Raw genomic sequence first — 26763 nt, forward strand, 5'->3', positions numbered from 1 at the left:
TCTACTCATAGTACTGACACCGATTTCCGAGTGAATACTCTGACAACCTCAATACGTAGGCGTATGACCTGATTGCAGGTTTCACATTCGCTAATGAATTGGTGATTGCCATCCTTGATTGCTGCGCGTCCATGCAGCTGGAGAGGTGTGTTGCATGTACTACAAATTAATTTGTCATCCTTGACATGCACTTCCTGAAGCCCCTTTACCATAATTTTTTACCGCGAAAATATTAAAAATTGTTTGATAGACACTGCATTTATTTATGATTTTTATGAGATTATTGCGCAGCCTGAATTTGCGGATTTTTTTTACTTCGTTCTTCTAGTTCCCTAATTACCAAATTGTCTAGCCATTCTTGGGGGGTTAAGCCGAGACATGCTGCATCGATACGGATCTGTTGACGACGGGATACAGGCGCACGGAAGCTTATTTGCACTCTCTTCTCTTCAGGGTTTGCTACGGTTGTCATGGTCGACGACTCCTTTGGGGTAACAGCTTAAAAAGCTGTGTTTGATAATTTAACTTTGTTAAGATGTTAAGTTGTTAACTTGTTAGACTTAATAATAGTCCAAATGGACTATTTAATAATAGTGGTGCTAGACCAAATGGATATAGAAAATAACGATAGTATCGGTTCTCGTTTGGGAAAAGAGCGATTAAGATTCGGATTTACTCAACCAGAACTTGCGGAAAAGTTAGAGTTAGATAAGCAGTCCGTTTATAGGTATGAAAACGATAAAAGAATGATGAAAATTGATGACTTACAGAAATTATTAAAATTGGGTTTTGACGTGCTTTATATATTGTCTGGTCAAAAAAGTGATTCTCTTGCGATGCTGACACCTCAAGAGAAAGATTGGTTAACATTGTACTCTCAAACAAACCTTAACCAACGTGATGCGCTGTTTACTGTTGCGCGCAGTTTTGCCGCTTCATTTCCTGCTTCTGATATTGCTGACTAATTCCTTCAACTTGCTGTAACAAATTCTGGAAAGTAGCCGTGAGAGCGCGGCTACTGGTATTGATATTACTATTTGCGTCTTCAGTGAGATCTACGAGTAAAGTTAACTGTCCAATCAATTGGCATAGTTTCATATCGATGTCCATGAAATCCCCCTAATTTAAATCTGAAAATCCGTTGTGTATGAGGTCACTAAGGGCATGATGTAGTTCCCAACTAATCTCTGTATTCGACATCACTAGTACCGTTTGCACTGCACTTATACTTAAAATCAAATCTCCATTTTTATCATTTACATGGTAATCCGTGTCTAAGCGCAAAGGCGTATTCTTGATATTCATACAGAATTGTACGTATGTTATATTGCACTGTAACATTGTGTAAAGAGACCTAGCGTTCATCATTATTCTTCGCTTTCTGTCAATTCCCACACGTATTCTGATAAGTTTTTCTTTAAAAACATTATATTGTAACTTATTAATATCGCTTTTCATTTCTTATCTTCCGCTTAGTTTAATTGAGTTATTTGTAATTGTTCAGGAGTATGCCAGTAAGCTGGTGTACGGCTGCCTTGGCGTAAATAATAAATTTGTCGAATAACTTTCGAGGAATGCTTTAACCATTGTTCTAATCGTGGATCAGTCAGGGAGATATCGAGTTTGGCTTGGCGTAAGGATTTATAAAAACGTTGATAATTTAATGGGTAGTTAGTCAGATCTGCTTCAGCAGCAGGAGCATGTTGTGGATCTGGTGATCCTTGTATTGTTTTTTCTGGAGTAACTGGAGCAGGGAGTGGCTCTTTAGACACTTTGGTGGGTGGCTTCGGGATATCTTCGGTTACTTGAGGATTGAAGATCTCCTGCAGTTTTTTATAGTCGATGCTGTAGTAATTCGTTTGTACCCATTTGCTGCTGGCGAGTTTTTTTATGATCAGTACGCCTTCTTGCTTAAGCTTGGCAATGACTCTTTTTATTGTTGAAACACTATAAAGTCCGAGTGTATTTACCCAGTCTTCTAAAGTGTGAAACCAGAATCGCTTTTTATCGTGGGCCTTTGCATCACTGCTCTGTAAACAATAGTGTAACTTCTGCAGAAATACGGCTGATGCCAGTCCATACGCTTTGGCAAGCGTTGGACTAGCTATCAGTGGATAATCGCCCTGTAACAGCAGCTTATTAGCCATCCTGACCTCTTAAATTTTTAAAAGGACAAGAGTCATTAGAACAAAGGCTATGAAGCACAATGTATCTATTATTTTTTTACGTTTTTGAATTTGTTTATGGCGTAGCTGATGCGCTGCGAGATCTTTAACAGGGGTATGTTCAATAATTGGGGATTGAGACGTGCGTGTGTATGCACTATAAGAACGAGTGTTCATAGTAAGTTTGCCTTTGATCAAGTTTTTTAAACCTGACACCATGCTTTCCTACGGCAGGGTGACAGACTGAATGAGGCTAGGAAAACCGTGATCAAAGAAACGGTCGCTCTTACGAGCTCCCCATCCAGCCTGCCATATAAGGCATAAGCCGAATTTTACGCAAAAAAATAGTCCGCTGGCGGACAAATTTGCGCCTTTGATCGAATTTTCAGGTTTCCTACGCCTGCACTTAACTGCTTTCTGTTAAGTTGCTAACAATGTAACTTTGTTAATTTGTTTAGTCAATAGAATTTGTTATAGTGATTTTGGGGTAATTAAAATTTAGATATAAATATGAGTAATCAATTATTTAACCAGCAAAACGTAGCTACTGTAACTATCCAAATAGGTGCAATATATTTTAATGTCCAGAGGTTTCAGCCTTTGGAAATTAATTTAAATGAGCTTCAGCGACTTTTTCATGAAGTAAGTGATCAAATTACGTACAATAGGCCTGTGATTGATACGACCATTAAAATTAATGCGAGTTTAAAAGTGGTCTATGATTTGTTGCACAATTCAACAGGTGTAGACAATAAAGAACGTTATTTAAAAAATCTATTTGATACAGCTATTGCATTTTCTAAAATATTAAAAGAAAACAACGATATAGATGAGAGAGATAAAACTCTAAAAATGATTCATAAGGTACCAAATGATATCTACGAAATTTATTTTTACCCACGTTTAAATGCAAATTTCTGGTTTGAACTGAAACTTTATTTTTGGCTTAAGAAAAATAATAAAATTGAATCAAGACAACGGTATTCTTCAATGTCCACGGAAGAAGAAATATTTACTGATGAATTTCTAGAAGATTTTTTTAATAATAATAAATGGATAGTTATAGATACCTTAATTGAATTAGAAAGAAATTATAAAAAGTATAATGGAGGTTACGACATTATAAACCCATTAAATCTTATTGAGTTTAGAGAGGTGTGGGATATGGGGAATCAATTAAAGGGTCTAAAATTTGAAGATGTTAATTAGAAGTCATTTTTTGAAGCATGGGAATCATGAATATTAAAATTGATAAAGAAATATTAAAGATTTTAGTTGTTAGATTGCTCTAGGCTTAGAATTATATAACGCTAAGATTAAATCTCGATATAGTATTTACACAATTTTCTAAGGCACGCTGTGACGTCGCTTGGAATGTTTTAAATCTTTTCGCAGATCTTTCAGTCTATACACTATGTTCTATCTAATTATACAGGGATAATCTTAAGCTATGAGTAGTAAAAGTTATACTAAAAGCAATTTGGAACAATTTTTAGAGAAAATAGAAGATTTTAAATCTTCATATTTTACTATAAATGGAGATAAAGTTAAGGATGTATACAATAGTGATGGATCGTCTAGAAAAGATGAAATTACTTCCATTAATAATGACATTTTGTTAAAAATTAAAAACAGTAGAATTGTAGGTGCTGATGTAATTGGTGAAGTTTGTGTTTTTTTACAAAAAATTCACGATGTGCAGATTAATCTTTATTATGGTAAGAATCAGCATGGTTTTGAAGTTGAATATAATTCAGCTTTATCGCAACTAAGAAGCATTGCGCAAAATTTTAACGATTATATTATTCAACTTTCTGGAAGAGTTACAGAGTTTGGTGGTTATTATGAAAAAATTAGTTTACTTGTTTCTATAGAATCAAGTCTACTGATTTTGGATGGAAGATTTGAAAAAGAAGATTTTAAAGGATATAAATATACTCAAAAAGAAGAATTAAGTGAAGTTTATAATAAAATCAAATATATTTTGAATGATTTAAAAATAAATGATAAAAGTAAATATTGGATTTTGTTATCTTATAAAATTTTAGAGTCAGCTGAAAGTGCTTTTATTTCATATGCAAATACTCAGACTCTTTATGATTCTGAGTATATTAATGAGGTTACTAATTTTTATAGCTATATAGTAGATCCTTCAAGGTACACTATAAATCGAGCAAGCTGGAATGTTGATGAATTTCACGATGCATCCTACAAATTAGAACAGGCACTACGGGTATCAGCATTAGGTAGGCTTTTAGACACAAAAATTATGCAGTTGAATAATTTCTACTTATTAGAAAATGAAGTTTTAAATAAACATAAAAATGGTATAAATGAATTTGCAACAGCATTAGATGAAATTAGAAATCTTGTTACCCAATCTAAGACTCATCTGGATGAAATTCAATTAGAAAAAAGTGCTGTATTACAATACTCAGAAAGATTAAAAAATACACCATCTATACAGGTCTATACGAATATTCATTCAGATGAAATTTTTATTGCTAATCTTTTTCGCTGGTGTGCATTAGGTATTTTTGGAATATTTGCAGCTATTTCATTTATTTGTTTGTTAGTTTTATTTTTTGGAGATACTAATAATTATGTTTTAGCAAATTTAGTAGATACTAAGAAAATATTAGCCAAGATTCCTTTTATTCTCGCATTTATTTTATTTGGTTTTTATTTGGCTAGAGAAGGTGAGAAACATAGGATGATCGCCATTCAAGCAAAACAAACTGAAGCTGAGTTAACTGCACTTGATAGTTACACGAATGGATGGGACCCTCAAGAAATTAAAGAATTAAAAATTAAACTTGCTGATAAATATTTTGGAAGGGATGTTAGTACCACACATGCTAATTCAAATAATAATATCGTTGTTGAACAAATGAAAGCTGGTACTGAATTAGTCAAAGCCTCAACCGATGTAATTAAGACTTTTAACCCACCAGTTAAGCAAGTTGTTGGTTCAGGTGGTGGGGGTACACCAGGGTAAACTTAAATATCAATTTAAATATTGAAATAACTGATAGTTATAGTATTGCAGGGATTAATTTTTGTAATTAAATTCACGTCTTATGGACATTGGGGACAAATGAAAAAGTATATTTTAGTTCTTATGATTATGATTATTTCTGGTTGTTCTAGTGAAGAGCATATATCTACTAGTACAAAAGATTCGCCAATAAGTGATGCAGTCGCTACACATCAAATTGACTTTCAACCTGTTGACTCTAATGAAGATGTTGCAAGAATTGATGATATTCATAATGATAATGAAATCATCAAAAGTGCAGCTGTACCTGTTTTTAAAACTATTAAAAGCACGGACTCAAACGGTGAACCAAAGAAGATATACAAATTTGCTGATTTTGGTGCTCAATTAGAATTAAGTCGAACACAAATTATTATTGGGTGGGTAGCTGCAGATGATACTGAATCTGCAAAGGAAAAGAGTCTTGAAAGTATCAAAGTTGCTCAACGGGTAGCGCGTTCTTTACTTGGGCTTGAAGCTGGTCGACTAGTCGATAAAGTTACGGCAGGAGGGAAAGGTGAGGAAATTATGATTGACGGCTACAAAGCTTTTGCGACGGATTGTATGGGTGGTTCATGTATGTTGAAAATTTATCGATAACTTATAAGGTATTTACAAATGTCTAATATTGAAAAAGCAAAACAACTTATTCTTGATTCTTTTGATCGCAAAGCTAAGGAGGGTGAAAAATACGATCGATTTGTTATTAGGAAAAATATAAAACATGGTATACCTCAAAGTGATTATGACGCTGCTGTCGTTTCACTTACGACTATTGATGGTTATCTAGATCAAAATGGATGTTTAACTAAAAAAGGATTCAAACATTTGTTTCCTTCGAATATTCCATTAGTTAGACAAAAATTTTTAGATGAGTTGAAAAGACAGGGAATGAGGGTTAATGAAAATCTTAACTTTCCTGTTATCGAGCTTGTTTTTATAAGTAGTCTTAACACTCAAGAAGAACTTGATCTTGATGAAGTATTTAAGGCCCTACAAAATGAAGGGATTTTAAAACAAGTCGGTAGGACTATGAAATTAGCTAAACAAATTTGATAAAAGCCCCTTGGGGCTTTTTTTATATTGTTAGTTCGAGTTTTTCAAACCTATTTCTCTGACAGCATTTTCTAAATCTTTATGACTAAAACGGTTCATATCAAATACATAATACAAATAGCCATGATGCGGTATGTCTTTATGTAGACTTAGATTTGGGTCAATTTCTTTATATGGTTTTAAGCACTTCTTGATTCGTACTGCATAGCTTTCTACGGGTGTCTTGGTTCCTGAAATTACAGCAAATCCATGTTTAATGACTGCATCTACAGCATTGTAGACGTTTTCTGTTGTTGCATAGATTCTCATCTTTTTTTAACCTTAGATTTATCGAAAATATATTAATAACTTTATTGCTTATTCTATTAAAGAAGAATGGCTCTATTTGATCCTAACGAATAGTTCAACATGAACTTATCATTTAGATCAATATGAGCTAATGCTAATAATAAGCCATACACAGAAAAATTGTATTTTTATTAATCAATAAATGCGACATATATGTCTTGACAAGTGCGACAAAAATGTCGTACTATATCTCATACATTGTTTAGAAGGAGATGTACATGAAGTACAGTGAATTCGAACGATGGCTGAAACAACAAGGTGTCACGGTTGTGCGTAGCGGTAAAGGTTCTCACCGAATAGTTGAATATGAGGGGAAACAGACAACACTACCATTTCATAAAGGCAAGGAAATTGGAGAAGGTCTTCGTAAAGAAATCATCAAACAGTTAGGGCTTTAAGCCCTAGCTGTGACTTTAAAGTATATCTCTTGATACAAGTTACTCAAGGCTGGGAAGATGATTATTACCAATATTCACTCTTCGAACTTCAATTTTCAGAAGGCCACAGCCGCTAGCCACATCTTCATTACCTTTTCAAAGTACATGAAGATAATCATCGTGATGAGATTTGTTGCTGCAGCAACGGTTTTAAAGCGAAAACCTTTTTCAGGATACCATCCTGAAAAATCATCGGAGAATAGAGAATCATGTTGTATCCAGTGTCTTTCACACACGATACGGATAATTCTTACTTAGTTCGTAGTCGTGATATACCAGAAGCTCTAGCTGTTGGATATTCTGAGGAAGAAGCAATTGCTGAAGCTGTTAATGGACTAGAATCTGCGTTCATCATCTATATGACTGAACGTCGACATATACCTCTACCAAGTAAAAAGTTAAAAGGTGAGCATTTAGTAAAATTACCTTTCCGTGTCAGCTTAAAAATCGCTTTGTTTAACGCTATGTTAGATAAAGGATTAAAAAAAGCAGATCTAGCGAGAGAATTGAAATGGGATCAAAAACAAGTTGATCGTTTGCTTTCGCTAACCCATTCAACAAAGTTAGAAGCACTTGAAGAAGCACTTTTAGCTATTAACGAGGATATAGATATTGGCATAACTGCTTAACTGAAAATCCTTGAAGGCCTGTAGTGTTTAACTAATAGGCCTTTTTTTGTAATTAAATTTCTTATATTTAGCCTCTTATCAATTTTTTCAATTTCAATTAACTTGAGCATCGTTCTATGCTAACTTGAATATTGTAACGATTTCAAGTTTATGAATACTCTTGTCAAACATGGTGGGCCACGCCCTGGTGCTGGACGTAAAAGGACTGGCGAAGAAACACAGGTAATACGCGTGCCTTTGTCACAAGTTGTTCATATCAAAAACTATATTGAACAGAGTAAACAAAAATCAACAGGGGATATTTGTCCTGGTTCTTTGCTTCAAGTAGATCCGCAGACATTGTTGGCCATTCCAATGGCTGAGGAACGTTTGTCGGCTGGTTTTCCTTCCCCTGCGCAGGATTATGTCGATAAATCTATTGATATGAATCAGCACTTGATTATGAATCCTACGGCCACCTTTATCGCTAAGGTGAACTCATCTTCATTGCGTGACATTGGAATCGACATCGATGACGAAGTGATTGTCGATCGTTCACTTGAGGCGAAGCATAGAGATATTGTGCTGGCTCTTATCGATAATGATTTCACCCTTAAACGTTTAATTATCGAAGGGGATAAACGCTGGTTAAAGGCTGAAAATCCAGAATATCCTGATATTCATTTGAAGGATGGTCAAGAACTTATAATCTGGGGTGTTGTTACTCGCTGCCTGAAGAAGTTTAGATGAAAAAGCGTGTGTTTGCTCTGGTCGACGTCAACAATTGTTATGTGAGTTGTGAGCGTCTTTTTCAGCCACATCTAAATAACAAGCCTGTCATTGTGTTATCAAACAATGACGGCTGTGCAGTTGCGCGAAGTAACGAAGCTAAAATACTCGGGATCAAGATGGGTGTACCGCGATTCAAAATTAAGGATCTCATCGAGCAAAATAATGTCGTAGTTCTCTCCAGTAACTATGCTGTTTATGCGGAAATGTCTAAACGCTTTATGACAATTCTTGGTAGCTACGTGCATAAGCAAGACCAAGAAATTTACTCTATTGACGAATGTTTTTTAGAGCTGACACATTACCAAAAAATTATTAATAACACTGAATATGCCCATCAAATGAAGGCGCAAATTTTGAAATGGTTGGGGTTGCCTGTTTGCGTTGGGATTGGCTTTTCAAAAACTCAGGCCAAGCTCGCAAATCATATTGCCAAGACATACCCGCATTTAAATGGGGTGTGCAATCTGGATGATATCGATCGTAAGGTTCTAAAGCATGTTTTTAGTCAAATTGATGTATCCGAAATTTGGGGAGTCGGTCGACAACACGCCAAGAAATTAAACTCACTTGGGATTGCTTCAGTACTAGATTTTATCTATGCAAATGAAAAGCTGATCCGTGGCCAGTTCTCTATCGTTATGCATCGCACCTGGTTGGAATTGCGTGGTCAAGCTTGTATCGAGTTAGAAGATACGCCACCGAATAAAAAACAGATTATCTCGAGCAGATCCTTTGGGCAGAAAGTTACTGAGCTGAATGACTTAAAAGCAGCTGTCAGCCTTTACACTGAAAAGGCTATTGAACGTTTGGCGGCTGAAGAACAACTTTGTGGTTGCATGATTGTTTTTGCTTACTCCAGTCCATTCGATGAACGTGAGCCATTCTACAAAGGGGAAGCTACTTTCGGCTTTCCTGAAGCTACAGACAATGTAATGACGTTGGTGAAAAAGGCAACTGAACTTATGGAAGGGGTGTATAAGAAAGGGGTCAAGTTTAAAAAGTGTGGTGTGATTCTGACAGGGTTAGAGCCTAAATCTGGTCATATTTATGACCTGCTTTCGGATATGGAGCACATTGAAAAAGCTGATAAGTTGCTGAAGGCATGGAGTCAGATCCGCGACAAATATGGTAGTAAAGGGATCTCAGTTGGGGCAGGGGGCTTGGGTGGTAACTGGACCATGCAGAGATCCAATTTAACCCCCAATTATTTTACTGCAGAAGGAATGATTCGAGTGAATCATTAAATATTAGCTTCCATTTCAAGTTGAGTTGAAAGACCTCCGCTAGAATTGTAGTTGTGGGTGGCTTTGGCCACAATCCATTTAAGTTTATCTGCTTGTTTTTTAAAGCCTTGAATTATGACTGGTGTCTCTGTAGAAACTTCAGGAACACCATATGCTGTATTAAAGCTAAACGTTGCCTTTTCACGATCAATCTTTTGTTTTTCAGCTTCAGCAGCACGTTGTGCTTCGTCTTTATTTGCAAAAGTTCCTTTAATTGTCTTGATCTTTCCTTCTTGGCCAGCGGTGACTTTTTTAGCTTTGGCATCACCCTTGTCCTGGTATTTTGCAGCGACACCAGTATGATCGCTATCCCGATCTTCTTCTGCATAACGCCATTGGTCACCTTTACTTCGAGCGATCGTAAAAGATTGCAGGTTTTTACCTGAAGCTGATAAACCAGAACCAGCTTGGAAAATGAGAAGCCGATCTTTTTTTATCGTCATCTCAGCACCATTTTGCTTCGCCAGGCGTTTTAAGAAGTTTAAATCTGATTCATTCGTCTGGTCGACATGCTGAATGGCTATGCTGGCAAGTTGGCCATTAATATTTAACTTTAAGTTATGCTCTTTTGCCACACTTTGGGCAATTACACCTAATGTTTGGCCATGAAATGATTTACTTTTTGCCGTTTTAATATTGCTGCGAAAATTTGCGCTAGATCCTCGAATTGTCATGACATCTGGTGGGCCACCCAACTCGGTACCATCAACGATAAAGTCACCTTTGTCATGTAATGGTTCACCCAGCCACCCAAGTTTACAATTGATTTTGACACCACGCTTTGGCAGCTCTAAAGCCCCATCATGATCATTGAGTGTGATATTGATTTGATCAGCTTCATCAGCACGATTGTCTGTCACGCTGACTGTCATAATGCGAGATGTGATTAAATTATTGAGTGGTTTATTATCAGCAGTCAAAATGCAAACAGGAGTCTTCATACAGCATCCTCCGTAATTTGTTGTTGATCTATCTGTTCATCATCCGTTCTTGAAAGCTTAATTGTGAAATCAATTTTTCTGGCCACGGCTATGTCTGTCAAAATTCCTTTGGTTTCATCTAAAGAATCAATTTTATAAACGCCATAGATGTAACCACTCCCATCAACCAATAAATAGCTTTGGCCACGATCTGCCATAGCAGCAATATCATCGATCGACTGACGTCGACCGAATCCATGTTCTTGATAAATTACTCCTGTCAAAGTAACAGTGTCTTCGCCAGCACCCATAAACTGGACAGCATCACGACCTTTGGCCACGGCATTAGAACCGTATTTCCACTGGCGTTGACGCTGTAATTCATTAAAGCTAAGAACGTCGGTCGTAAATAAAAATTGTCCTAAAGCCATCAACATAATTTCACCTATAGATCACTGAAGGAGCGACGCTGAGAAGCTTCAGCCATACGTTGGGCTTTTGCTACTTCCTGTGCGACTAGTTGTGCCAATGCTTGTTCATCCATACCTGCTGAAGGGTAAATATTAAATACTTGCTGGAAGGATATTGGAGTAGCGGTTGCCCCAGGCACAGATGCTGTGAGTGGTTTACGACGATCAAAACTAAATGGTTGGTTAACCATGGGTTGTGCCGTGTCAAACACTCCGAGCAAACCTTGACTTGCTGTGAGCATTGCTTTGTTCGGTAGGTTACTATTTTGATCGATACCGAGTGCAAGACCTTGCATGTTGTAAGCACCCAATTGAGCAAATACACGTGAAGGGGAGTGGATACCGAATGTACTTTTAACGCTACTGGTGACTTGAGCTGCAGCAGCTTTCGCCTTTTCAACTACAGCACCGACGGCACTGATAATGCCATTGCCAAGACCTTGCATTAGCATCTGGCCAAAACCTGTAAACGTACTCGGTAATTGAATCCCGAAGTAGTTCATCACAGCAGCAAAGGCTTGGTAAAACAGGCCTATTGGCGACCAATTAATAATTGTTGCTGAGATGTTGGCTATACCACTATTAAAGAAGCCTTGAATCTGCTGCCAAACTTGAGATGCACCAGCTGTAATGCTGTTCCATATTCCAATAAAAAATTGTTTAATTGGTTCCCAATTTCGATAAATCATATATGCAGCAACGGCCAGTAATGTAATAGCCAGGATCAAGGGGTTTGTAAGCATTAATCGCCCGACAGTAAATATCATCCGACCAAGCCACATTGCAGCACTTCCAATCATTTTAATGATACTGATGAAGCCGAAACCTTTTGCACCTAGGACACCAAAAGTTAAGCGTAGTAGAGCCATTGGTCCAAGTAAGGCCACAAGTCCAAGGGATAAGGCACTGAATGCAGCCAGAAGAAGAACAACAAATGCAATTGTCTTCATAATTGTGTTCGATAATTGAGGGTTAGCTTTTGACCATGCTCCAACTTTTTCTGTGATATTCGTTAGCCATGTAACAGTAGTTTTTAATTCTGGAGCAATTGATTCACCGAAGTTCACCATTGCATTGGTAAATGTTCCAGATGCAGCATCCCACAAATTGGTTAGTGTTCCTAACTGTGCATTTACACGTTGTTGAAGATTTGCCTGATCCGCCATTTTTTTAACCATCGAGTCATAACCAGCTTGGCCATTGTCGATAATCGTATTAAGTGCAAAGATAGTTTCTTTGTCGTTACCCCAAATCTTTTCTAGGATTTTGCCACGTTCAGAAGAGCTAAATTTTTTAAGTTTATCTAGCTCTTTGTACATTTTTTCAATACCTGCAAATTCTCCTTTCCCATTGGTAAAGTCTAGATTTAAAGAAATGTCATAATCTTTATTTAGCTTTGAAAGTTTGGTTTTCATATCTAAATCAAGTGATGAAGACAACACTTTGCTAATGGCATTACCTGCAGATCCACCTTCAGTCATACCAGCATTACCCAGCATCGTGAGTAGAGGTCCCATTGCTTTAGTGCCTTTTAAGCACTCAAGACGTACGACCTTCATACCTGCTGCCATACCGACAAAACCTTGTAACATCCAATCTGGATCTAAACCCGTGTGATGCATACGTTGAATCTGGTCCATGAATTGCAACATATCGCCAGAGGCCGTTTTGGTCGCATCTGATAATTGAGCAACAAATTTAGCTGAAGCTGGGTAGTCCATTTTCATAACTAAACCTACATACGCAGCGGACTCACCAATTCCATCTAAAATTTTGTCAGCACTTATACCTTCTTTGACTAGTACATTCATCATTTGTTTAAAGTCAGCAGTAGTCCCTGGCAATTGCGTCCCTAGTTTATCTGCTAGGGCGTTAATGCTGCCAAACTGCTTTGCAACCTGGCCATTGGCTTGCATCATAGAAACACGCAAATCTGTAGCTGCAGATTCAGACTCAGCATACGCCTTGATGGGTACTGAAATTGCAGCTGTACCAGCAGCAGCTTGAATACCCGCGTTCATGCCCATACCACCTAATTTGCTGATACGTGCTTGATCTGCAGCATATTGTTTCTGGATATTGGACACCTGGTCTAAAGCAGTCTTCTTTTTCCTTAAAGCATCTGTGACATCTTTGATTTGAGACCGCAGTCGTTTTTCATCATCACCTAATGTTCTTGTACTGACTCCAGCTTGAGTTAACGATTGACGTAGCCGTTGCAAATGCTGAATTTGATCTTGCTCGGCTAGCTTGAGTTGTTTTACTGCGAGCCGAGCACGATCCAGTTCTTTGGTCATGGCCTTGGTTGGGTTGGTAATGGCAGCATGAGCTTGTGCCAGCTGCTGTGCGCGAATCTGGGCATCTTTCATTTCCCCCCGAGTTTTATCAAGCTCACTACTCAATCGTTTAAATGAAGTAATATCGGCCTGAGTTCGGTTGAGTTTTTTTAAAGTTGCCTGTTGTGCTTCAAAAGAGGCTGTTAAACGTTTGGCTTTATCCTGGATATCTTTAAGTGGTTTGGATGCCTTATCCAGTACTTCAAGCACAGCCTGTAAACTTAATTTACTCATTTACTGTCCGTAGTTTCCCAACGTGCCCGTGCACGTTCACGCCATTGCATCAATTCATCAAGGTCGAAGTCATCACATTCTGTGGCTGACCAGTGAAAAACCACTGCTATATCAGCAATGGCATCATCGACACTTACTGGAATTCGTCCTTCGTATCCACGAAAAAACTTATGATTTCCTTACCTAGCTTGGTTAGGTCAGCAGGATCTAGTTCAAAGACATCATTTTCTGACATGGTAGGTAATGAAATTCGGCTTGCCACTTTAGCAATGGAGTCGATATCCAGCTGCAGTAAATTAACCAGAGATAAGCCTCGTAATGCCCTAGATTTTGGCTTGCGGATTACTACTTCTTTGATTAGTTTTTCCCCTCGTTTATAGCCATGATCAAAGTTTACTGTAATGACATTAGGGTCTTTTACAGCTTCAAGGTTTTCAACTTGCTCAGTTGTAGGGAGTGTCGGTTGAGTTTGGGTATTCGTCATTATTGTCATCCTTAACAAATAATTAGATTAAAGCCCCACGCTAAAAAATTAGCGTGAGGTTGGAGAGGGGAGTAGTTTAAAGTCCTAGGAAATCTTTAATTTGTTGTGCTAGATCACTGTCACCAAATCGTTCAATGCCATTCACGAAATCTAGCTCGACTTCGACAATGCCATCTTTTTCGAGACGGTAATAGGTCAATGAATAAGTCATCTTGGTCTCGCCTTTTTCACCTGGTGTTGTATCGCCTGGATCAAGCTCTCTGGCAAAACCACGCATATAGATCTCAACGCCTTGTGTTGCACAAGTATCTTGGTCTTCATAGATGGCTACGTAACGTAGAGGTAAATCGGAGATACCTACACGACCAAGCTGGCGATAAATTTTAGTATCAAAGCCCGTATAGGTAACTTCTGACTGTAATTTTTCCCAACCAAGTGCAAGATCGACTTCGCCAATCATGCCAGCCCCACGATGGCTATCAGTTTTCTTTGTAAGTTTTGGCAGGGTCATCGTGGCAGCGACACCTACCCAATTCACGCTATCAACAAATACGTTGAAGTTTTTTAGTGTACGAGGTAATGCAGACATTAATGCAAATCCTTATGCAGCAGTTGGGAGGTCTTCAAGCCCGCCACCTGTAATGAGTTTGCCGAAATCAATCATAAAACGTCCTGTAATACGTTGATTCAGCACTAGGTTTTCAAGTGGTGGGATAGGTGTGTAATCGTAATCGATACAGAGCAAACCATTCATAAGACTTTCTGTAGGGTTTAAAGATGCGTCAAACCATACAGAACCACCCATTAATCGACGTTCTTTACCTGAAGACAGGCGACGTAAATAAGCATTGATAGAGTCGATAATATCTTTGGCCAGATACGGTGTTAATGGCTGGTCTACGAAAGGGAAACAGGCTTCAATGATGCTTTCTTTAATCACCTGAGCAGTACGTACGAACACTTCAAAAACAAAACGCGGATCAGCGGAAGGTGTACGATTCCCCCAGAAGCGGATGCCGTTGTGTTGAATCATCGTCGTAATTTCATGGCTATTCAGATAACCAGCATCGGTGTCTGGATCTTCTAAATCCCAAGTAATTACCTGGCTAATTCCTGTTGGACCAGTCAAAACTACGTTTGACAGCGATTTATGCCAACCGACTGTTTTATCGAGATGTGCACGGGTCGCTGCAGCAACTACTGCAGCATTTAAAATGCCATCCCCGTAAATTGGTTTTGGTGTAACTTCAGGCATGAGCCTTCTCCTTGTTACGTTGGTATATAACTACTTAACGGTTTTAACTTGCCTTCGAAAAAGTAGTAATCAGTTTGTTCATAGGTAGTCTGCTGGCCATCAGGAACATAAATTTCTGATGGATGAGTTCCTGATGAGCCACCATTGCCCCAAGCATTTCCATCAATCGCTGGTGGAAGGATGCTTCTAAAAATCAAAGTCCTTAAGTTATAAAGATTCACAAAGGCCCAAGCATCGATGGAACTTAAACCTGCGCCCAGATCTAGGGTCACAATTGCATTACATGCGCTGAAGGTATTGTTGCCAATTGTTTGAACAGAATCTGGAATTTTTAGATTCACCAAAGCAGAGCAATCTGAGAATGCATAGTGTGAAATAGTCTGCAAACCATTATTAAAAGTGATTTTATTGAGCTTATTCCAAAATCTAAATGTATTAGCTGCAACAGTTTTAACATTTGAATTGAATACTAGTTCAGTCGCTAGGTCTCTGTAAGCTAAACGTGCTTCTGTTTCTAGAACAGTTTCGCCTGTTAGTTCATAGATCCATGAGCCATTAACAAGATACTTAATATCCCACGCTGGTTCTGGAGGAATAGCTCCTGACAAACAGACTGAGAAATTGCCATCAGAAAATCTATATAGTGTTGGATTGGTATTAGTATTGGCACCATACAGTTCAAGTCCATCTAGTATTTTTTTGAGACGAAAACGTACATTCAGATTACTTATATTTCTATAAGTCACCTCAGCTTTGGTATAAATACCAACATTAATTGGGTCGGGAAATACTGTCACAGATGAAGTTACTGATGCAGGAAGATTTTCCATAGGTACACCGTTTACTTCATAAGTGAAGTTATTTACAGCCGCATTAATAAGGCTGTTGTAGTTTCCTGTCTCATAATGCAATACAAGAGTTGTTGTATTTGTAGCCCCCTCACAGCTTATGATGCCTGTGGGGGGATTACCTCCCCCGAGTCTTCAACTCCAATCAAAACATTGCCACTGATAAACTCTGGATAAAGGAGCGTAAGCTCGCGATCACCTAAGCTATCTCGGTATGCCACAACAGCTTCAGCATCTGGTAGTAAATAACCGTTTGGCAATCGTGGATTTACATAGCTATATCCACGCAATTTTTTATTGACTGAAATTAGTGCTTGAACAACATCGGCTGTTTCAACATCAGGTGCAATGTTGATTTTTGGTGTGATCCCAAGAATTGATTTGGCTGTCAATAATGCCTGAATTCCTGTGCGCTCTCCGCTCTCATTGATACCACCAATAACAATGCTGTCATCTAATTGTAGGCCAACCTCACCCATCGTAAATGGATCTTGAATGCGAACAACAACTACTGTCGTGTTTACGATTGCTTGTATAGTTTCTAAGCTACGACGTAAGTTTCCAGTGTAGCCAGCTTTGGCAATGCCTGTATTCATATTATTAATACGCACAGGAATATTTTCTGGGAAAAAATCTGGATCTGCATCGTCAGCAAATGCAATTAACCCAATGACTGCAGTCGCAGTCTCTTTTACATAAACTAGTCCCGAACTTGGTTCGTTTCCTGTAATACCATGATGAAACATATTCAATCCTTCCTTGAATTGATGTGTTGATTAATTATTTCGGCTGTATGGGTAGTAATCTAGGTTGCCAACAACCTGAGTAAATCCTAAACAAGTCACTTCTATCCAAATCCATCTATCGATATTGGCTGGGTCTGCATCGCTGACATAGTCAGTACGAACAACTAAAACCGTTTGCTTATCTCCAGGGGGACCTTCTTCATAAATATTTACTAAGCGACTGTAGCTATCATCATCGGCATGGCTACCGTAACCACCTGACTGATAGGTAGTAGAAACATGAAGTATTCTGGCTGCAGAGACTGGTAAATAAATATGTAGGTTCTCATCTCCCTTGTTGGCATGGACTTTAATAGTCTGTTTTAAGAGACCTCCTGGTAGGTAATAAGTGCTAATTTGAACAGCATCGTAATTAGTCGGATTTACGGCATAGTGAATTGGAAACCGAGTTGAAAGGGGGTTCAAGTCTCTAAAAGCCAGTATTCCGATTGAATTAATGCGTTCATGGATAAATGAAATATCTAAATTTTTCTCATCTCTAAGAGTATCGATTTTAGAATTTAGTAAATCATCAACATAGATTCTTGCATCGCGCTCGGTATTATCACCAAGCTCTCGAGCTATTTTTTCATCCTCTAACTTTTGCAAAACCCATGGTTGACTTGCACTAATTGGATTGATGGCCTGGATTAATACATTACCGCCTTGCTCAGGTTTTACATCAATATAAAGTTGAAGCTCGCCACCAGCACCTTGAGCCAGTACTGGTTTAAAACCCCCATGATAATTACCCAAATAAACTAGCTTCCCAGTTGGATCTGTAAGACCAATTTCATGGATATTGAAGCCACCAATTTCATTACCTACCAAAGCACGAATACGAACAGTATGTGTATCAATCATCTCAACAGATTGGACTGGTACCATTGCGCGCTGATTGACCAAGGTAGTACGTTGCTTATTACTGATAGGGTCGTAAGGCGAACCATTTGCATCACCCAAAACCAGGTTAATAAGTGAAATACTGGCAGTATTGTGAGCCTGTGCTATTAGCGACAGGCCGTAGTTAGTTGGAGTAACGTAATAAATGGCTGTCATTTATTTCACTTCTGAGTTTCAGATGTCAAAGATGCTGAAAAATTCGTATTTTGATCCACAAAATGTACGTTTAACCAAATACGACTAAGTTCAATGCCAGTTACAGTACGTTCTTTCAAGACAGTACCGTTGGTGTCAGCTAGAGTTAAAGCAACACTATCTTGGCCAGTACGAGAAATGGTAGCTGCATATGTAGTCTGATCATTTAGATCAGTACGATATGCTTCATTCCAATCTCGCCAAGCTACGAGACGAGCTTTTTCAAGATCCTGCAGAATTACAACGCATTGATCACTATAGGTTCCCGTTTTTTCACCGTTATCAGCAGCTAATGCAAAATGTTTGATGGAACCTAATGCAACTTTAAAATCAACAGTTACAGACTCTCCTATATTCAAACTTTTCTTAGCAAATAAACCCGTTGATATAGAACCTCCAAGCCCTTCCTCTTCAAAAGTACCGCCTGTATAAGTTAAGACACCATTGCTTAATGTTGCATTTGTCAGAGACCAGCCGTCGATGGGCTGGCCATCAACGGCTAAATCAAAAAAATTTGCAGAACTCTCAAGCATTGGAATTCCGAACAATTCACCAATGAAAACAATGGCAGGTTTGTTTGCTTCAAGATCAATTTGTTTAGGTGGGTAATCTTTGTATTCGATTACAATATTTTGGGCAGTGGTAGAAGCAAGAATCACTTTTAATGATTTATCGCTTTCTGAAATTGAACTAATGTTTGGCTTAAATTTCAGTCCATTACGAGCCTGACCATCACTTAATAAGACAACAGTCGTACCTGCAACCGTATGTTCATGATCATTTGTTAAGACCAGATCCACAGGATTGTGATGTACACGTACCAATTCATAGGGCTGGAAGCTTCCGATCTGAATAATTTTATCTTCAGTATTAGAAAACTGTTCAATTAAGCTTTGCATTGCTGTCATATCAATAATCCTTTATTGACTTGTTAAATAAACCTGTTCACCAGTAACTACAGCACCAGCTACTAACAAAAATGCTGAAGTACTAACTCTTGCATTGATTCCATATAGATCTCTTTGAGATTTGGTGGCATCAATAGCGGTATGTAATTGTGATAACTGTTCGATGGTTAAAAGTATTGCCTCAGCAACGATGACTGAAAATGTATATGGTTGGCCCTTTGGTACTTGTTGGTGCCAGGCTACAATTTGATACTGATTTACGACGGTTTCAATTAATGCTCGTAGTGAGGCTCTAGTACCTCGCTGTGTATTGAAATCCTTAGAGGCATGTATAGCATCTCTTTTTTGTTGATCATTCCAACTTGGGTCCCAATATTCAACTCTGTGTTCCCAGGCCAACCAAGGTAAATGGGAAACAGGGCATTCATCAATACGACTTAATTGCACAAATGGAACGGGTAAAAGTTCTACTCGAGCAGAACAATACTCCAGACTTTTTTCGAGTCTGGTACTGTTAGGGGGGAGTAAGCTAGACATCTCTATACTCCGCGACTTTGACCAATCGATTTGTGCATCGGCCATAACGACTGTTTGGAACAACGATATCTTGTAGAGGGGAGTCTAAAATTACTCGTTGGACACCAGACTGGTGTAATGCAGCAAAGATTCCGCTTCTTGAAATATCAAAACCGTTGTAGCTCACTTGTTCTAGGTATTTATCAAGCTGCTTATTTGCTTCAGCTTGAACAACATCTGAGTCTGGACCAGAAAACAGTACAAGGGTTGCATTGATGCTAAAGTCCATTGGTGTGGCAGCTGATACAAGCACATCATCCGTCGCTGGACGACGAGTTTCAGGATCTAAACTTACGTCAACTTTATCCAGTAATGACTGTGGAGCGATCACATCATTATGACTCTGAATCCATACTTCGACCTTGCCAGCTAAATTCGTTATTAAACTTGCATCTTTAACTTGGCCATCCGCAGAAAGTGCCCAATATTGATATGCACCTGTTGATCCTGCAGCTGCTCGTTCTGGTGCTAATTGCACTCTGCGACGAAGTGCGTCATTTGATTCATAAATGGCTTCAGTAGGGGGTACAACATTATTGTTTGCAGGTTGTATAAGTAAGCGATAAACATCACGATTGGCAGCAAGATGATCCAGATCAGCATCAATCGCGTAAGCAAGTGTGAGAGCTTTTGAAGTCGAGTTAATTTCATGAGTTTTTAATAAAATGCGATATGCGAAGGTCTCCAGTAGTTTTACAACTGGTTCACTTTTGAGTTCTAAAACCTCAGCCATTTCTGGATAACGTTCTAAAAAGTCAGCTTTACACAAAGCAAGTTCCGCAGAAAAATCTAGGGCTTGCAATACATTTGGGTATGGCAAATTTGATAGATCGACGCGAGTGGTATTACTCATGCAGCTGCTCTCAATTCAAAACGATCAACGTAATTAATAACTTTTTGATTAAATGTAGTTATGCCAACAAGTTCGAGTTCCCAACTTCCTGCAGCTTCAAATTTGATAATACGAATCTGAGTAATACGGACTCTTGGTTCAAACAAAATCAAAGCTGTTGCAGTTGCACTAAATAGCCGAATCTTGGTTGCTTCGTTGCAAGGTTGGTCTATTAAATCAGGGACAATTGATCCGTATTTTCTTTGACAAATACGGGTACCAACTAAGGTTGTCAAAATGTCATGGATTGATTGTCGTAAGTGAAGAAGATAGGGCGCAGCGTCATTGATGCTGCGCCCTGTAGTTCGTGACATCCCTATCATTGTGGTACTCCCGTTGCATCGTTACCACTACGAACCCCAATGTGTTTATGTCCAATCAAGCTAATTGCTGTTGCTTTGACATCCATATCAGAGCTAATAAGCCCATGAGCATGCAAACTACCTGTGAATTCAACATTTTCCACATCAAATGTGAGTTTTTTAAGTTTAAATGTTGCTTCCCCTGACTGTTGATCAATGATTAGAGAACCTGCAGGAAAGTCCACAATAATCTCATCTTCAGTACCAGAAATACCGTTTTCATCATCCGTTGGAAGCGCGATAACAGGAACTGCGTTTCCTAAATTTCCAGATTCAGAAATAACGGTAAATTGCTCGCCCTTTGATGGACATCGCCATATTTTCAAAGTACCCCAAGCGAGCGCAGGAATCGTCACCCAATCTGTTTGATTTTCGCCAATCTCTAAACGCATTTTTTTGTTTGCCGCATCGACCTCGAGCACAGTCCCTGTACTCGCGATGTTATTAAGCAATCGTGCATTTTCAGAATTTGACATTTTAAAAATCAAAAAAAACCCATGAATCGATCATGGGCTTTTTGAAATTTTATTTCTAATCATCAAAGTCCGAATAGAGCTTAATCGGACTCAAGTTGAGGATTGAAATTGGTAATAATTAATTCATGGCCAAGTTCATCATTATCTGCTTTCGCATTAACGGACCAGCGGATCTTTTTCTCAATAAAATTGAAGTCTGCAAAAATTTCTCGCACCTGGGGAACGTCATTTAAACTTAAAATAAATTTGCCCTTAATGCTTTTCAAGATATCTCTCAATTTAAAGAAATCATCTCGGCTGAAGATATCTTTGCCATAGTACTTTTCACATTGATAATACGGTGGGTCCAAATAAAACAGCATATCTTTATGATCTTTTTGTAAGATCAATTGATCAAATGCCATGTTTTCAATCGTAACCCGTTGCAAACGCTCATGAATCTTTTGTAAAAACTCTTTGAGATCATCACCAAGTTTTAAGTTGGCTGGTCGAATAGGGTGGGAGCAAAAACTAGGATTATGAATACGTGCACCATAGCAATTTCTGAGCATGTAATAGAACCGTGCTGCTCGCTGAATGTCAGTTAATGATTTCGGTTCTTCAGATCTGGCACGTAGAAACTCATCGCGACTGATTAATTGAGTTTCAAACTCTTTAACCAATGCTTCATGATGATATTTAAATACACGATAGAGATTGATGAGATCGCCATTAATATCATTGATGGTTTCACCGTAGCTTGGTGTTTTCTTAAATAACACCCATCCAGCTCCGCCAAAAACTTCGCAATAATATTTATGAACGGGCATTAACTCAATAATAGTTCGAGCTAACTGTGATTTTCCCCCAAGCCATCCTGAAAATGATCGTCCAGATGCATTATAAGAAACTTGGTGTTCGTTGGTGTTGTTTACCTTTGCTGCTGACATTTTCTGTCTCCGTAAGCAGCTCATGGCTGTCTGACCTGACGCTCGAGGCGTTCCAGTGATTTAGCACCTTACATCGAGGGCATTTAATATTAATTTTTATAGGTTTATCTTCAATTTGTGCGAGTAATCTACCGCAACCACATCTAAAATCTCGCATTATTTACTACTCAAAAATTCAAAAATCGTTGTTTCAATCCAGCTTTTATCATCTTCACTGAATCCAACAAGCTCACGTCTAGGATATGCAACAGGATCTGCTGTTCTGGATGGTCTTTGTGTTAGACCTTCCTGATGAATTTGCGCGATTTTTGCAGTACGACCGCTAAAGCCTACAGCTGCTTTTTTATCAGAATATTCAGTTTTAATTTGTCTACCAATCATTTGGAATAATGCGCCAGTGCGTCTGATCTTCCCAATTTGATCCCGTTTACGAGGTATGTATCTGAATCCTTCAGGATCTCTTTGCTGCTTAACACGATCACGCATGCGAATACGTAATCCTTGTGTGAGCTTCCGCATAAGAGATCGCATTTCAGATGGCTCTAGAGCTAAAGCTAGATCGTCAACCCAACGATTTAATGCGGAAATATTCATGGTTGTTTGATGAAACCTTTATGATCATCCCAAATCATTGGCTTACAAATTGAATAGCCAGTATCTGAAATATTCACTTTTTCGCGTTGTGGAAAATCTACTTCTAAGTCGAATGTATTTAAATCAATAATTTCACTGCTAAAAGACAGCTCAATTTCTTTTTGTGCTGCATTTAAATGCAGATTGTTTTCTCGTAACCATTTCTTGATATAAGCGAGTATTAAAATAGGATCGGTACGGCAATCTAGAAATAAAAACCGAGCTGTATATTCTAAATATCCCTCATTTAAGTTCCCATTGACGATAAACAAGTTCGTTTTATCTGCAGTAAGTACAGGGAGTTTTTCAGAAAGATACGTTTTAAGCTCGGCTAATTTAATCATTTTTAAATTACCTAAAGGGTAATGCGGTTGGCAATCCAACCATAAAAAAATTGTTCCTGTGAAGGGTTACGCTCGCAAATTTCAATGTAACGATTGCCTTGCAGGATATTAAGAACCTTACATAGAGTCGTGACACCATTTTGGCCACGTTTGGATAAATATGTCTTCAATGCAGACATAGTGGCATCACCATAAACCCCGTCTGGGTCGAGGTCTGGAAATCCACCTTTACCCTGGTTATTTAGAAGATTAAGTGCGCGCTGCAGAAGAGGCTTCGCAAAACTGACACCACAGTTAACACCAGTATCTAAAAGTTCTTCAGCGACTGCAGGGCATAAATTATTGATGCGATCAAAGCGAGGATTCAACCAATAGGTTTTTAGGTAGATTGTCTCGGCTGTTGAGCGAGGTAAATCTTGCATACGTCCCTTATAGCCATGCTGACGTGCAACAGCCTCTGTAATACCGAAATTGGTTGGTCCACCACGATCTGCAGGGTTGTTGCTATATCCACCTTCGCGATCAATTAGATCTGCAATGTATTTTTCGATATTCATAACTCTTCCTTGTCATGTGTCGAACTACCAAATGTTTGATCATATTTTTCAGAAAATTTCTGATCTACCCATTTAGTCCCTTTAAACCCAATTACGCCACCAAAGAAAATCCCAACCTCATTTGGTAAATTCAGCCAAGATAAAAGGCTGGCAATCGTAATCGTCAAAAGTCCACAAATAAATGATTCCAACCAATCGACTTTTCCATATTTTTTTGCTGTACGAAATATCGCAAGTAATACAGTCACGATGAAGCTGGCTATTAACCACCAGTAATTAGCTAGAATTTGATAAGCCCATTCAATGAAGCTTTGATTTTTCCACGGCATAGATATTCCTTTATCTAATCCCAAAGTTTTAAAGTTTCATTCGTTACTGGCTGGATATAGTCGGGTAAAATGACTTTTTGATGTGTATCTAAAATTACCTGATGCAAACTTGGATTGAGTTCAAGAATTTCAGGCAAATACAAAGCTGATTGATTGCCATATTCACGATAAGCAACTGAATCTAAAGTGTCATTTTGAATCGCTTTGACAATCCGTGTCATAGCAATTTTACCCTGTTACGTTTACGGCCAGTTAAATCTGCAATAGCGTAATTTACGTTACGACGAAGACTAGTTACTTTTGATAATCCATTTTCAGCACGAATTTGACCTGTAGAAGTGGTATCAAAATCTAAATTATCTTCAGCAATGAGCGCAGCAGCCTCATAACATACAGCTTTAACGTAGTTACGTTTTTGATCGTCAGTCAATGGAGCGATTAGATAACGTTTACCAATCAACTGACTGTTAATCGTATCCATCGCTTCACTGACTTTTGCTGTTAATAAAACCTCACCCTTTGAGGCATCAACACGACCTTGGGCTAAAAGCTCAGCAACACTGATTGCTGGATAGCCCTGACGAGGATTGATGACATTTGCATCGGGTAAGGCATTATTAATTAGCATCGTTATTCACCTGCAGGCGCAGAAGAATTTTGAGTTGTGGCCACATCCTCAGAGGCGGTGGACGCAGGAGAGGTCGCAACAGATGTTGTTACTTCCTGCGAGTCGCCCTGGTTGTCGTGGATCGACTCGTTTGTGTCACGTTTTAAAGTACGCTCTAGCTTTTCGATGTTTTTCTTCACGCCAGAAGCTGAATTTAAACGCAACGCATTTTTAAATGCTTCCAATGCATCAGCAGGGCGAGATTCGGTAATAGCCAAACCTAATGCCTTGTAAATTTTTGCATGCGCTTCATTTACCAGATCTTCGCCACGTACCAGTTCAGCAATCGATTCAAGTATTGAAGCATTATCGATGGCCAGCTCAACATTTTTGATGCATGCCTCACCAATATTTTCAGCAAGTACTTCAGCCACAGTACGTTTGAACTTTTCAGGCATTACCATGCCATTTAAAATTCCATGCTGGCCAATACGAAGTGCTAATTTAAAGTCTTCAGCATCGATCGCCCAGGCTAAAAGATACATAAGAACTGTATTCTGTTCAGCAGGCGATTGTGCCAATGACGCATCGATGAATCCTTGGAACTCAGGCAACCATTGTTTTTTCAATTCAACTTTTTTGTCGACTGCGCGAACATTACTGAGTTGATCAAGGTAACTTTGCAAACGCAATTCGATGTTCTGTTCAATAACTGAAACTGAACCATCTGCACCTTCTTTATAAAGGATTGTTACGTTCTGATCAGGACCAGAAGCTAAATCCACACCACCTTTAAATTTAGCCTGATTAAAGATATGTGGAGGGAATTTGGCTTCACGTTCACGCTGGGCCTTTTTCAATAACTCTCTTTCACGGTGTTGACGCATTTTTGAAGTAAGTAGGCTTGACATTATGCTTGCACCTCAATGTTTTCTAGCAATACGCATAAGTCGTAATCTTCAACCACATAGTCTTCATTGATCGATTGATAATCGACATCACGGTCCCATGCTGGCTCAGCTACGATACTTCGCACCAAGGTGTTCGACTGAATATAAATCGACAGGTTCTTTAACGTTGTGATCAAAATGGTATTTTCTGGAAATTGCGGTGGTAAAACAGGTTGCAATGTCCCAAGGATTTGATTTGCGTAAATTGTTCGTGCCGCGATTTGTTCTGATGGATCTTGAACTTTATCCAATAGTTTTAAATATTTTTCAGAAATAATGCCACTTCCACAAATGGCCACTAAATCTTTACGGTTACGATATTGAGGGGCGATAAAGGTATGAATTGCATTTTCAACCAATCCATCCAATGTTTTATATTCGCCTGTTGCACCTACAGTAATCTTATGGCCACCTTGACCATCATCTGTATCACCTGAATAGACTTGTTCTGGTGCAACTTCACGAATACGTTGCAGCCAGCCTCGTTTTACATCCTGTAAAAGGGGGAAGGTTTCACGGTCAGAACTTGGAGCACGATATAAACCATTAAACCCCATTGTAATCTTGTCGAGGGCGATGGCTTTTGTAACCATTTCGGCAAGATTTTTCTTAAATTCTGGGCGATGTCGCCATGCATTTAATAGAGACCATTTGTATGCAACATCATAGTTAGTTTGCGTACATAGGTAATTATCAAGATGTCGCGTTTCGCCTACAGCAGTCGGTTTACGTGGGCCAGTACGGGTATCGGTCGTACTTGCAATCGTAGTGCCTACGCCCATTCCAATTTTTTCACCAGATTGAGCATCTACTGGATAAATGTTGATTTGACGTAGAAAATCATCACTTTCTTGATAAGCAGTGATAATACGCTGTTCAATTGAAGGTACAACTGTGAAACTTTCACGTACAGTACTCACACCATTTAAACCAGCAATATCATTTTGATACTGTGCAAATAATGCTTTCGTGATCGCGTTTAAAACTACTCTAGCCATATTAATTAAATCCTTTTAATTCATTACGTTCTAATTAAAATTTCAT

Annotated in this window: 37 protein-coding genes; 9 read left to right on the forward strand and 28 right to left on the reverse strand. The window is 38.6% G+C overall.

Annotated elements, in window-relative coordinates; genetic code table 11:
• Positions 1–280: 280 nt before the first annotated feature.
• Positions 281–472 (reverse strand): hypothetical protein, encoded by a 192-nt coding sequence (locus FPL17_RS17170; RefSeq protein WP_159886399.1) that lies wholly within the window; start codon positions 470–472, stop codon positions 281–283.
• A 136-nt stretch (positions 473–608) separates the two neighbouring features.
• On the opposite strand from FPL17_RS17170, the gene FPL17_RS17175 reads away from it, so the two are divergent.
• Complete coding sequence (locus tag FPL17_RS17175; RefSeq protein ID WP_159886401.1) at positions 609–965, forward strand: helix-turn-helix domain-containing protein; 357 nt, start codon at positions 609–611, stop codon at positions 963–965.
• Positions 966–1472: 507 nt separating this feature from the next.
• On the opposite strand, the gene FPL17_RS17180 is transcribed toward FPL17_RS17175, so the two are convergent.
• A complete protein-coding gene (locus tag FPL17_RS17180) occupies positions 1473–2147 on the reverse strand; it encodes a hypothetical protein (protein WP_159886403.1) in 675 nt (224 codons plus the stop codon).
• Positions 2148–2675: 528 nt separating this feature from the next.
• On the opposite strand from FPL17_RS17180, the gene FPL17_RS17185 reads away from it, so the two are divergent.
• The 4 genes from FPL17_RS17185 to FPL17_RS17200 all read left to right on the forward strand — a co-directional run bounded on the left by FPL17_RS17185 (position 2676) and on the right by FPL17_RS17200 (position 6258).
• Positions 2676–3374 (forward strand): hypothetical protein, encoded by a 699-nt coding sequence (locus FPL17_RS17185; RefSeq protein WP_159886405.1) that lies wholly within the window; start codon positions 2676–2678, stop codon positions 3372–3374.
• A 241-nt stretch (positions 3375–3615) separates the two neighbouring features.
• Positions 3616–5163, forward strand: coding sequence for a hypothetical protein (locus FPL17_RS17190; protein ID WP_159886407.1), 1548 nt, complete (start codon positions 3616–3618; stop codon positions 5161–5163).
• A 99-nt stretch (positions 5164–5262) separates the two neighbouring features.
• Entirely contained in the window at positions 5263–5802 is a 540-nt protein-coding gene (locus FPL17_RS17195) for a hypothetical protein (protein WP_159886409.1), read from the forward strand.
• Between the two features lie 18 nt (positions 5803–5820).
• Complete coding sequence (locus FPL17_RS17200; protein WP_159886411.1) at positions 5821–6258, forward strand: hypothetical protein; 438 nt, start codon at positions 5821–5823, stop codon at positions 6256–6258.
• A gap of 30 nt (positions 6259–6288) precedes the next feature.
• Here FPL17_RS17200 and FPL17_RS17205 read toward each other — a convergent pair whose 3' ends face one another.
• The gene (locus FPL17_RS17205; RefSeq protein ID WP_159886413.1) at positions 6289–6567 is read right to left on the reverse strand and encodes a hypothetical protein; all 279 of its coding nucleotides are present in this window, start codon (positions 6565–6567) and stop codon (positions 6289–6291) included.
• A gap of 257 nt (positions 6568–6824) precedes the next feature.
• Here FPL17_RS17205 and FPL17_RS17210 point away from each other — a divergent pair, with 257 nt between their 5' ends.
• The 4 genes from FPL17_RS17210 (at position 6825) to FPL17_RS17225 (ending at position 9687) form a co-directional block, all read left to right on the forward strand.
• Entirely contained in the window at positions 6825–7004 is a 180-nt protein-coding gene (locus FPL17_RS17210) for a type II toxin-antitoxin system HicA family toxin (protein ID WP_159886415.1), read from the forward strand.
• A 248-nt stretch (positions 7005–7252) separates the two neighbouring features.
• A complete protein-coding gene (locus FPL17_RS17215) occupies positions 7253–7672 on the forward strand; it encodes a type II toxin-antitoxin system HicB family antitoxin (protein ID WP_159886417.1) in 420 nt (139 codons plus the stop codon).
• Between the two features lie 150 nt (positions 7673–7822).
• Positions 7823–8401, forward strand: coding sequence for a LexA family protein (locus tag FPL17_RS17220; protein ID WP_159886419.1), 579 nt, complete (start codon positions 7823–7825; stop codon positions 8399–8401).
• Positions 8398–9687: a Y-family DNA polymerase gene (locus FPL17_RS17225; protein WP_159886421.1), complete on the forward strand. Its 1290-nt coding sequence runs from the start codon at positions 8398–8400 to the stop codon at positions 9685–9687. Before FPL17_RS17220 ends, FPL17_RS17225 begins: the two co-directional genes overlap by 4 nt.
• Here the strand turns inward: FPL17_RS17225 and FPL17_RS17230 are convergent.
• The 25 genes from FPL17_RS17230 to FPL17_RS17350 form a co-directional block, all read right to left on the reverse strand.
• Positions 9684–10646: a contractile injection system protein, VgrG/Pvc8 family gene (locus tag FPL17_RS17230; RefSeq protein WP_228277579.1), complete on the reverse strand. Its 963-nt coding sequence runs from the start codon at positions 10644–10646 to the stop codon at positions 9684–9686. The two genes, FPL17_RS17225 and FPL17_RS17230, sit on opposite strands and share 4 nt — an antisense overlap.
• Before the next feature lie 17 nt (positions 10647–10663).
• On the reverse strand, positions 10664–11083 hold the full coding sequence (locus FPL17_RS17235) for a phage tail protein (RefSeq protein WP_159886425.1): 420 nt from the start codon (positions 11081–11083) through the stop codon (positions 10664–10666).
• Positions 11084–11091: 8 nt separating this feature from the next.
• Positions 11092–13686: a phage tail tape measure protein gene (locus FPL17_RS17240; RefSeq protein WP_159886426.1), complete on the reverse strand. Its 2595-nt coding sequence runs from the start codon at positions 13684–13686 to the stop codon at positions 11092–11094.
• A complete protein-coding gene (locus FPL17_RS17245) occupies positions 13683–13790 on the reverse strand; it encodes a GpE family phage tail protein (RefSeq protein WP_266095740.1) in 108 nt (35 codons plus the stop codon). Before FPL17_RS17245 ends, FPL17_RS17240 begins: the two co-directional genes overlap by 4 nt.
• A 29-nt stretch (positions 13791–13819) precedes the next feature.
• Complete coding sequence (locus FPL17_RS17250; RefSeq protein ID WP_159886428.1) at positions 13820–14170, reverse strand: phage tail assembly protein; 351 nt, start codon at positions 14168–14170, stop codon at positions 13820–13822.
• A 76-nt stretch (positions 14171–14246) separates the two neighbouring features.
• Positions 14247–14759: a phage major tail tube protein gene (locus FPL17_RS17255; RefSeq protein ID WP_159886430.1), complete on the reverse strand. Its 513-nt coding sequence runs from the start codon at positions 14757–14759 to the stop codon at positions 14247–14249.
• A gap of 12 nt (positions 14760–14771) precedes the next feature.
• Positions 14772–15425 (reverse strand): phage tail sheath C-terminal domain-containing protein, encoded by a 654-nt coding sequence (locus FPL17_RS17260; RefSeq protein ID WP_159886432.1) that lies wholly within the window; start codon positions 15423–15425, stop codon positions 14772–14774.
• A 14-nt stretch (positions 15426–15439) separates the two neighbouring features.
• Complete coding sequence (locus tag FPL17_RS17265) at positions 15440–16255, reverse strand: leucine-rich repeat domain-containing protein (RefSeq protein WP_159886434.1); 816 nt, start codon at positions 16253–16255, stop codon at positions 15440–15442.
• A 116-nt stretch (positions 16256–16371) separates the two neighbouring features.
• The gene (locus FPL17_RS17270; protein WP_228277580.1) at positions 16372–17019 is read right to left on the reverse strand and encodes a phage tail sheath protein; all 648 of its coding nucleotides are present in this window, start codon (positions 17017–17019) and stop codon (positions 16372–16374) included.
• A 30-nt stretch (positions 17020–17049) separates the two neighbouring features.
• Positions 17050–18117, reverse strand: coding sequence for a phage tail-collar fiber domain-containing protein (locus FPL17_RS17275; protein WP_159886438.1), 1068 nt, complete (start codon positions 18115–18117; stop codon positions 17050–17052).
• Positions 18118–18122: 5 nt separating this feature from the next.
• Positions 18123–19064 carry a hypothetical protein gene (locus FPL17_RS17280; protein WP_159886440.1) on the reverse strand — a complete coding sequence of 314 codons (942 nt, stop codon included), beginning with the start codon at positions 19062–19064 and terminating at the stop codon, positions 18123–18125.
• 12 nt (positions 19065–19076) lie between these two features.
• A complete protein-coding gene (locus FPL17_RS17285; RefSeq protein ID WP_159886442.1) occupies positions 19077–19601 on the reverse strand; it encodes a phage tail protein I in 525 nt (174 codons plus the stop codon).
• Positions 19594–20493, reverse strand: coding sequence for a baseplate assembly protein (locus tag FPL17_RS17290; RefSeq protein ID WP_159886444.1), 900 nt, complete (start codon positions 20491–20493; stop codon positions 19594–19596). The genes FPL17_RS17285 and FPL17_RS17290 overlap by 8 nt, the downstream gene beginning before the upstream one ends.
• Positions 20490–20855 (reverse strand): GPW/gp25 family protein, encoded by a 366-nt coding sequence (locus tag FPL17_RS17295; RefSeq protein WP_159886446.1) that lies wholly within the window; start codon positions 20853–20855, stop codon positions 20490–20492. Before FPL17_RS17295 ends, FPL17_RS17290 begins: the two co-directional genes overlap by 4 nt.
• A complete protein-coding gene (locus tag FPL17_RS17300; protein ID WP_159886447.1) occupies positions 20852–21370 on the reverse strand; it encodes a phage baseplate assembly protein V in 519 nt (172 codons plus the stop codon). The genes FPL17_RS17295 and FPL17_RS17300 overlap by 4 nt, the downstream gene beginning before the upstream one ends.
• An 80-nt stretch (positions 21371–21450) precedes the next feature.
• Positions 21451–22299: a DNA adenine methylase gene (locus FPL17_RS17305; protein WP_159886449.1), complete on the reverse strand. Its 849-nt coding sequence runs from the start codon at positions 22297–22299 to the stop codon at positions 21451–21453.
• Complete coding sequence (locus FPL17_RS19115; RefSeq protein ID WP_159886451.1) at positions 22250–22456, reverse strand: Com family DNA-binding transcriptional regulator; 207 nt, start codon at positions 22454–22456, stop codon at positions 22250–22252. The genes FPL17_RS17305 and FPL17_RS19115 overlap by 50 nt, the downstream gene beginning before the upstream one ends.
• Positions 22456–22893 (reverse strand): phage virion morphogenesis protein, encoded by a 438-nt coding sequence (locus FPL17_RS17315; protein WP_159886453.1) that lies wholly within the window; start codon positions 22891–22893, stop codon positions 22456–22458. The genes FPL17_RS19115 and FPL17_RS17315 overlap by 1 nt, the downstream gene beginning before the upstream one ends.
• Positions 22890–23276 carry a phage tail protein gene (locus FPL17_RS17320; RefSeq protein ID WP_159886455.1) on the reverse strand — a complete coding sequence of 129 codons (387 nt, stop codon included), beginning with the start codon at positions 23274–23276 and terminating at the stop codon, positions 22890–22892. The genes FPL17_RS17315 and FPL17_RS17320 overlap by 4 nt, the downstream gene beginning before the upstream one ends.
• A gap of 11 nt (positions 23277–23287) precedes the next feature.
• The gene (locus FPL17_RS17325; RefSeq protein ID WP_159886456.1) at positions 23288–23833 is read right to left on the reverse strand and encodes a glycoside hydrolase family 108 protein; all 546 of its coding nucleotides are present in this window, start codon (positions 23831–23833) and stop codon (positions 23288–23290) included.
• The gene (locus FPL17_RS17330; RefSeq protein ID WP_159886458.1) at positions 23830–24162 is read right to left on the reverse strand and encodes a phage holin family protein; all 333 of its coding nucleotides are present in this window, start codon (positions 24160–24162) and stop codon (positions 23830–23832) included. The genes FPL17_RS17325 and FPL17_RS17330 overlap by 4 nt, the downstream gene beginning before the upstream one ends.
• Before the next feature lie 14 nt (positions 24163–24176).
• Positions 24177–24383, reverse strand: coding sequence for a tail protein X (locus FPL17_RS17335; RefSeq protein WP_159886460.1), 207 nt, complete (start codon positions 24381–24383; stop codon positions 24177–24179).
• On the reverse strand, positions 24380–24790 hold the full coding sequence (locus FPL17_RS17340; RefSeq protein WP_159886462.1) for a head completion/stabilization protein: 411 nt from the start codon (positions 24788–24790) through the stop codon (positions 24380–24382). Before FPL17_RS17340 ends, FPL17_RS17335 begins: the two co-directional genes overlap by 4 nt.
• A gap of 2 nt (positions 24791–24792) precedes the next feature.
• Positions 24793–25680: a phage terminase small subunit gene (gene gpM / locus FPL17_RS17345; RefSeq protein WP_159886464.1), complete on the reverse strand. Its 888-nt coding sequence runs from the start codon at positions 25678–25680 to the stop codon at positions 24793–24795.
• Entirely contained in the window at positions 25680–26717 is a 1038-nt protein-coding gene (locus tag FPL17_RS17350) for a phage major capsid protein, P2 family (RefSeq protein ID WP_159886466.1), read from the reverse strand. The genes gpM and FPL17_RS17350 overlap by 1 nt, the downstream gene beginning before the upstream one ends.
• Positions 26718–26763: the final 46 nt, after the last annotated feature.

Source organism: Acinetobacter dispersus (assembly GCF_009884975.1).
GTDB lineage: Bacteria > Pseudomonadota > Gammaproteobacteria > Pseudomonadales > Moraxellaceae > Acinetobacter > Acinetobacter dispersus.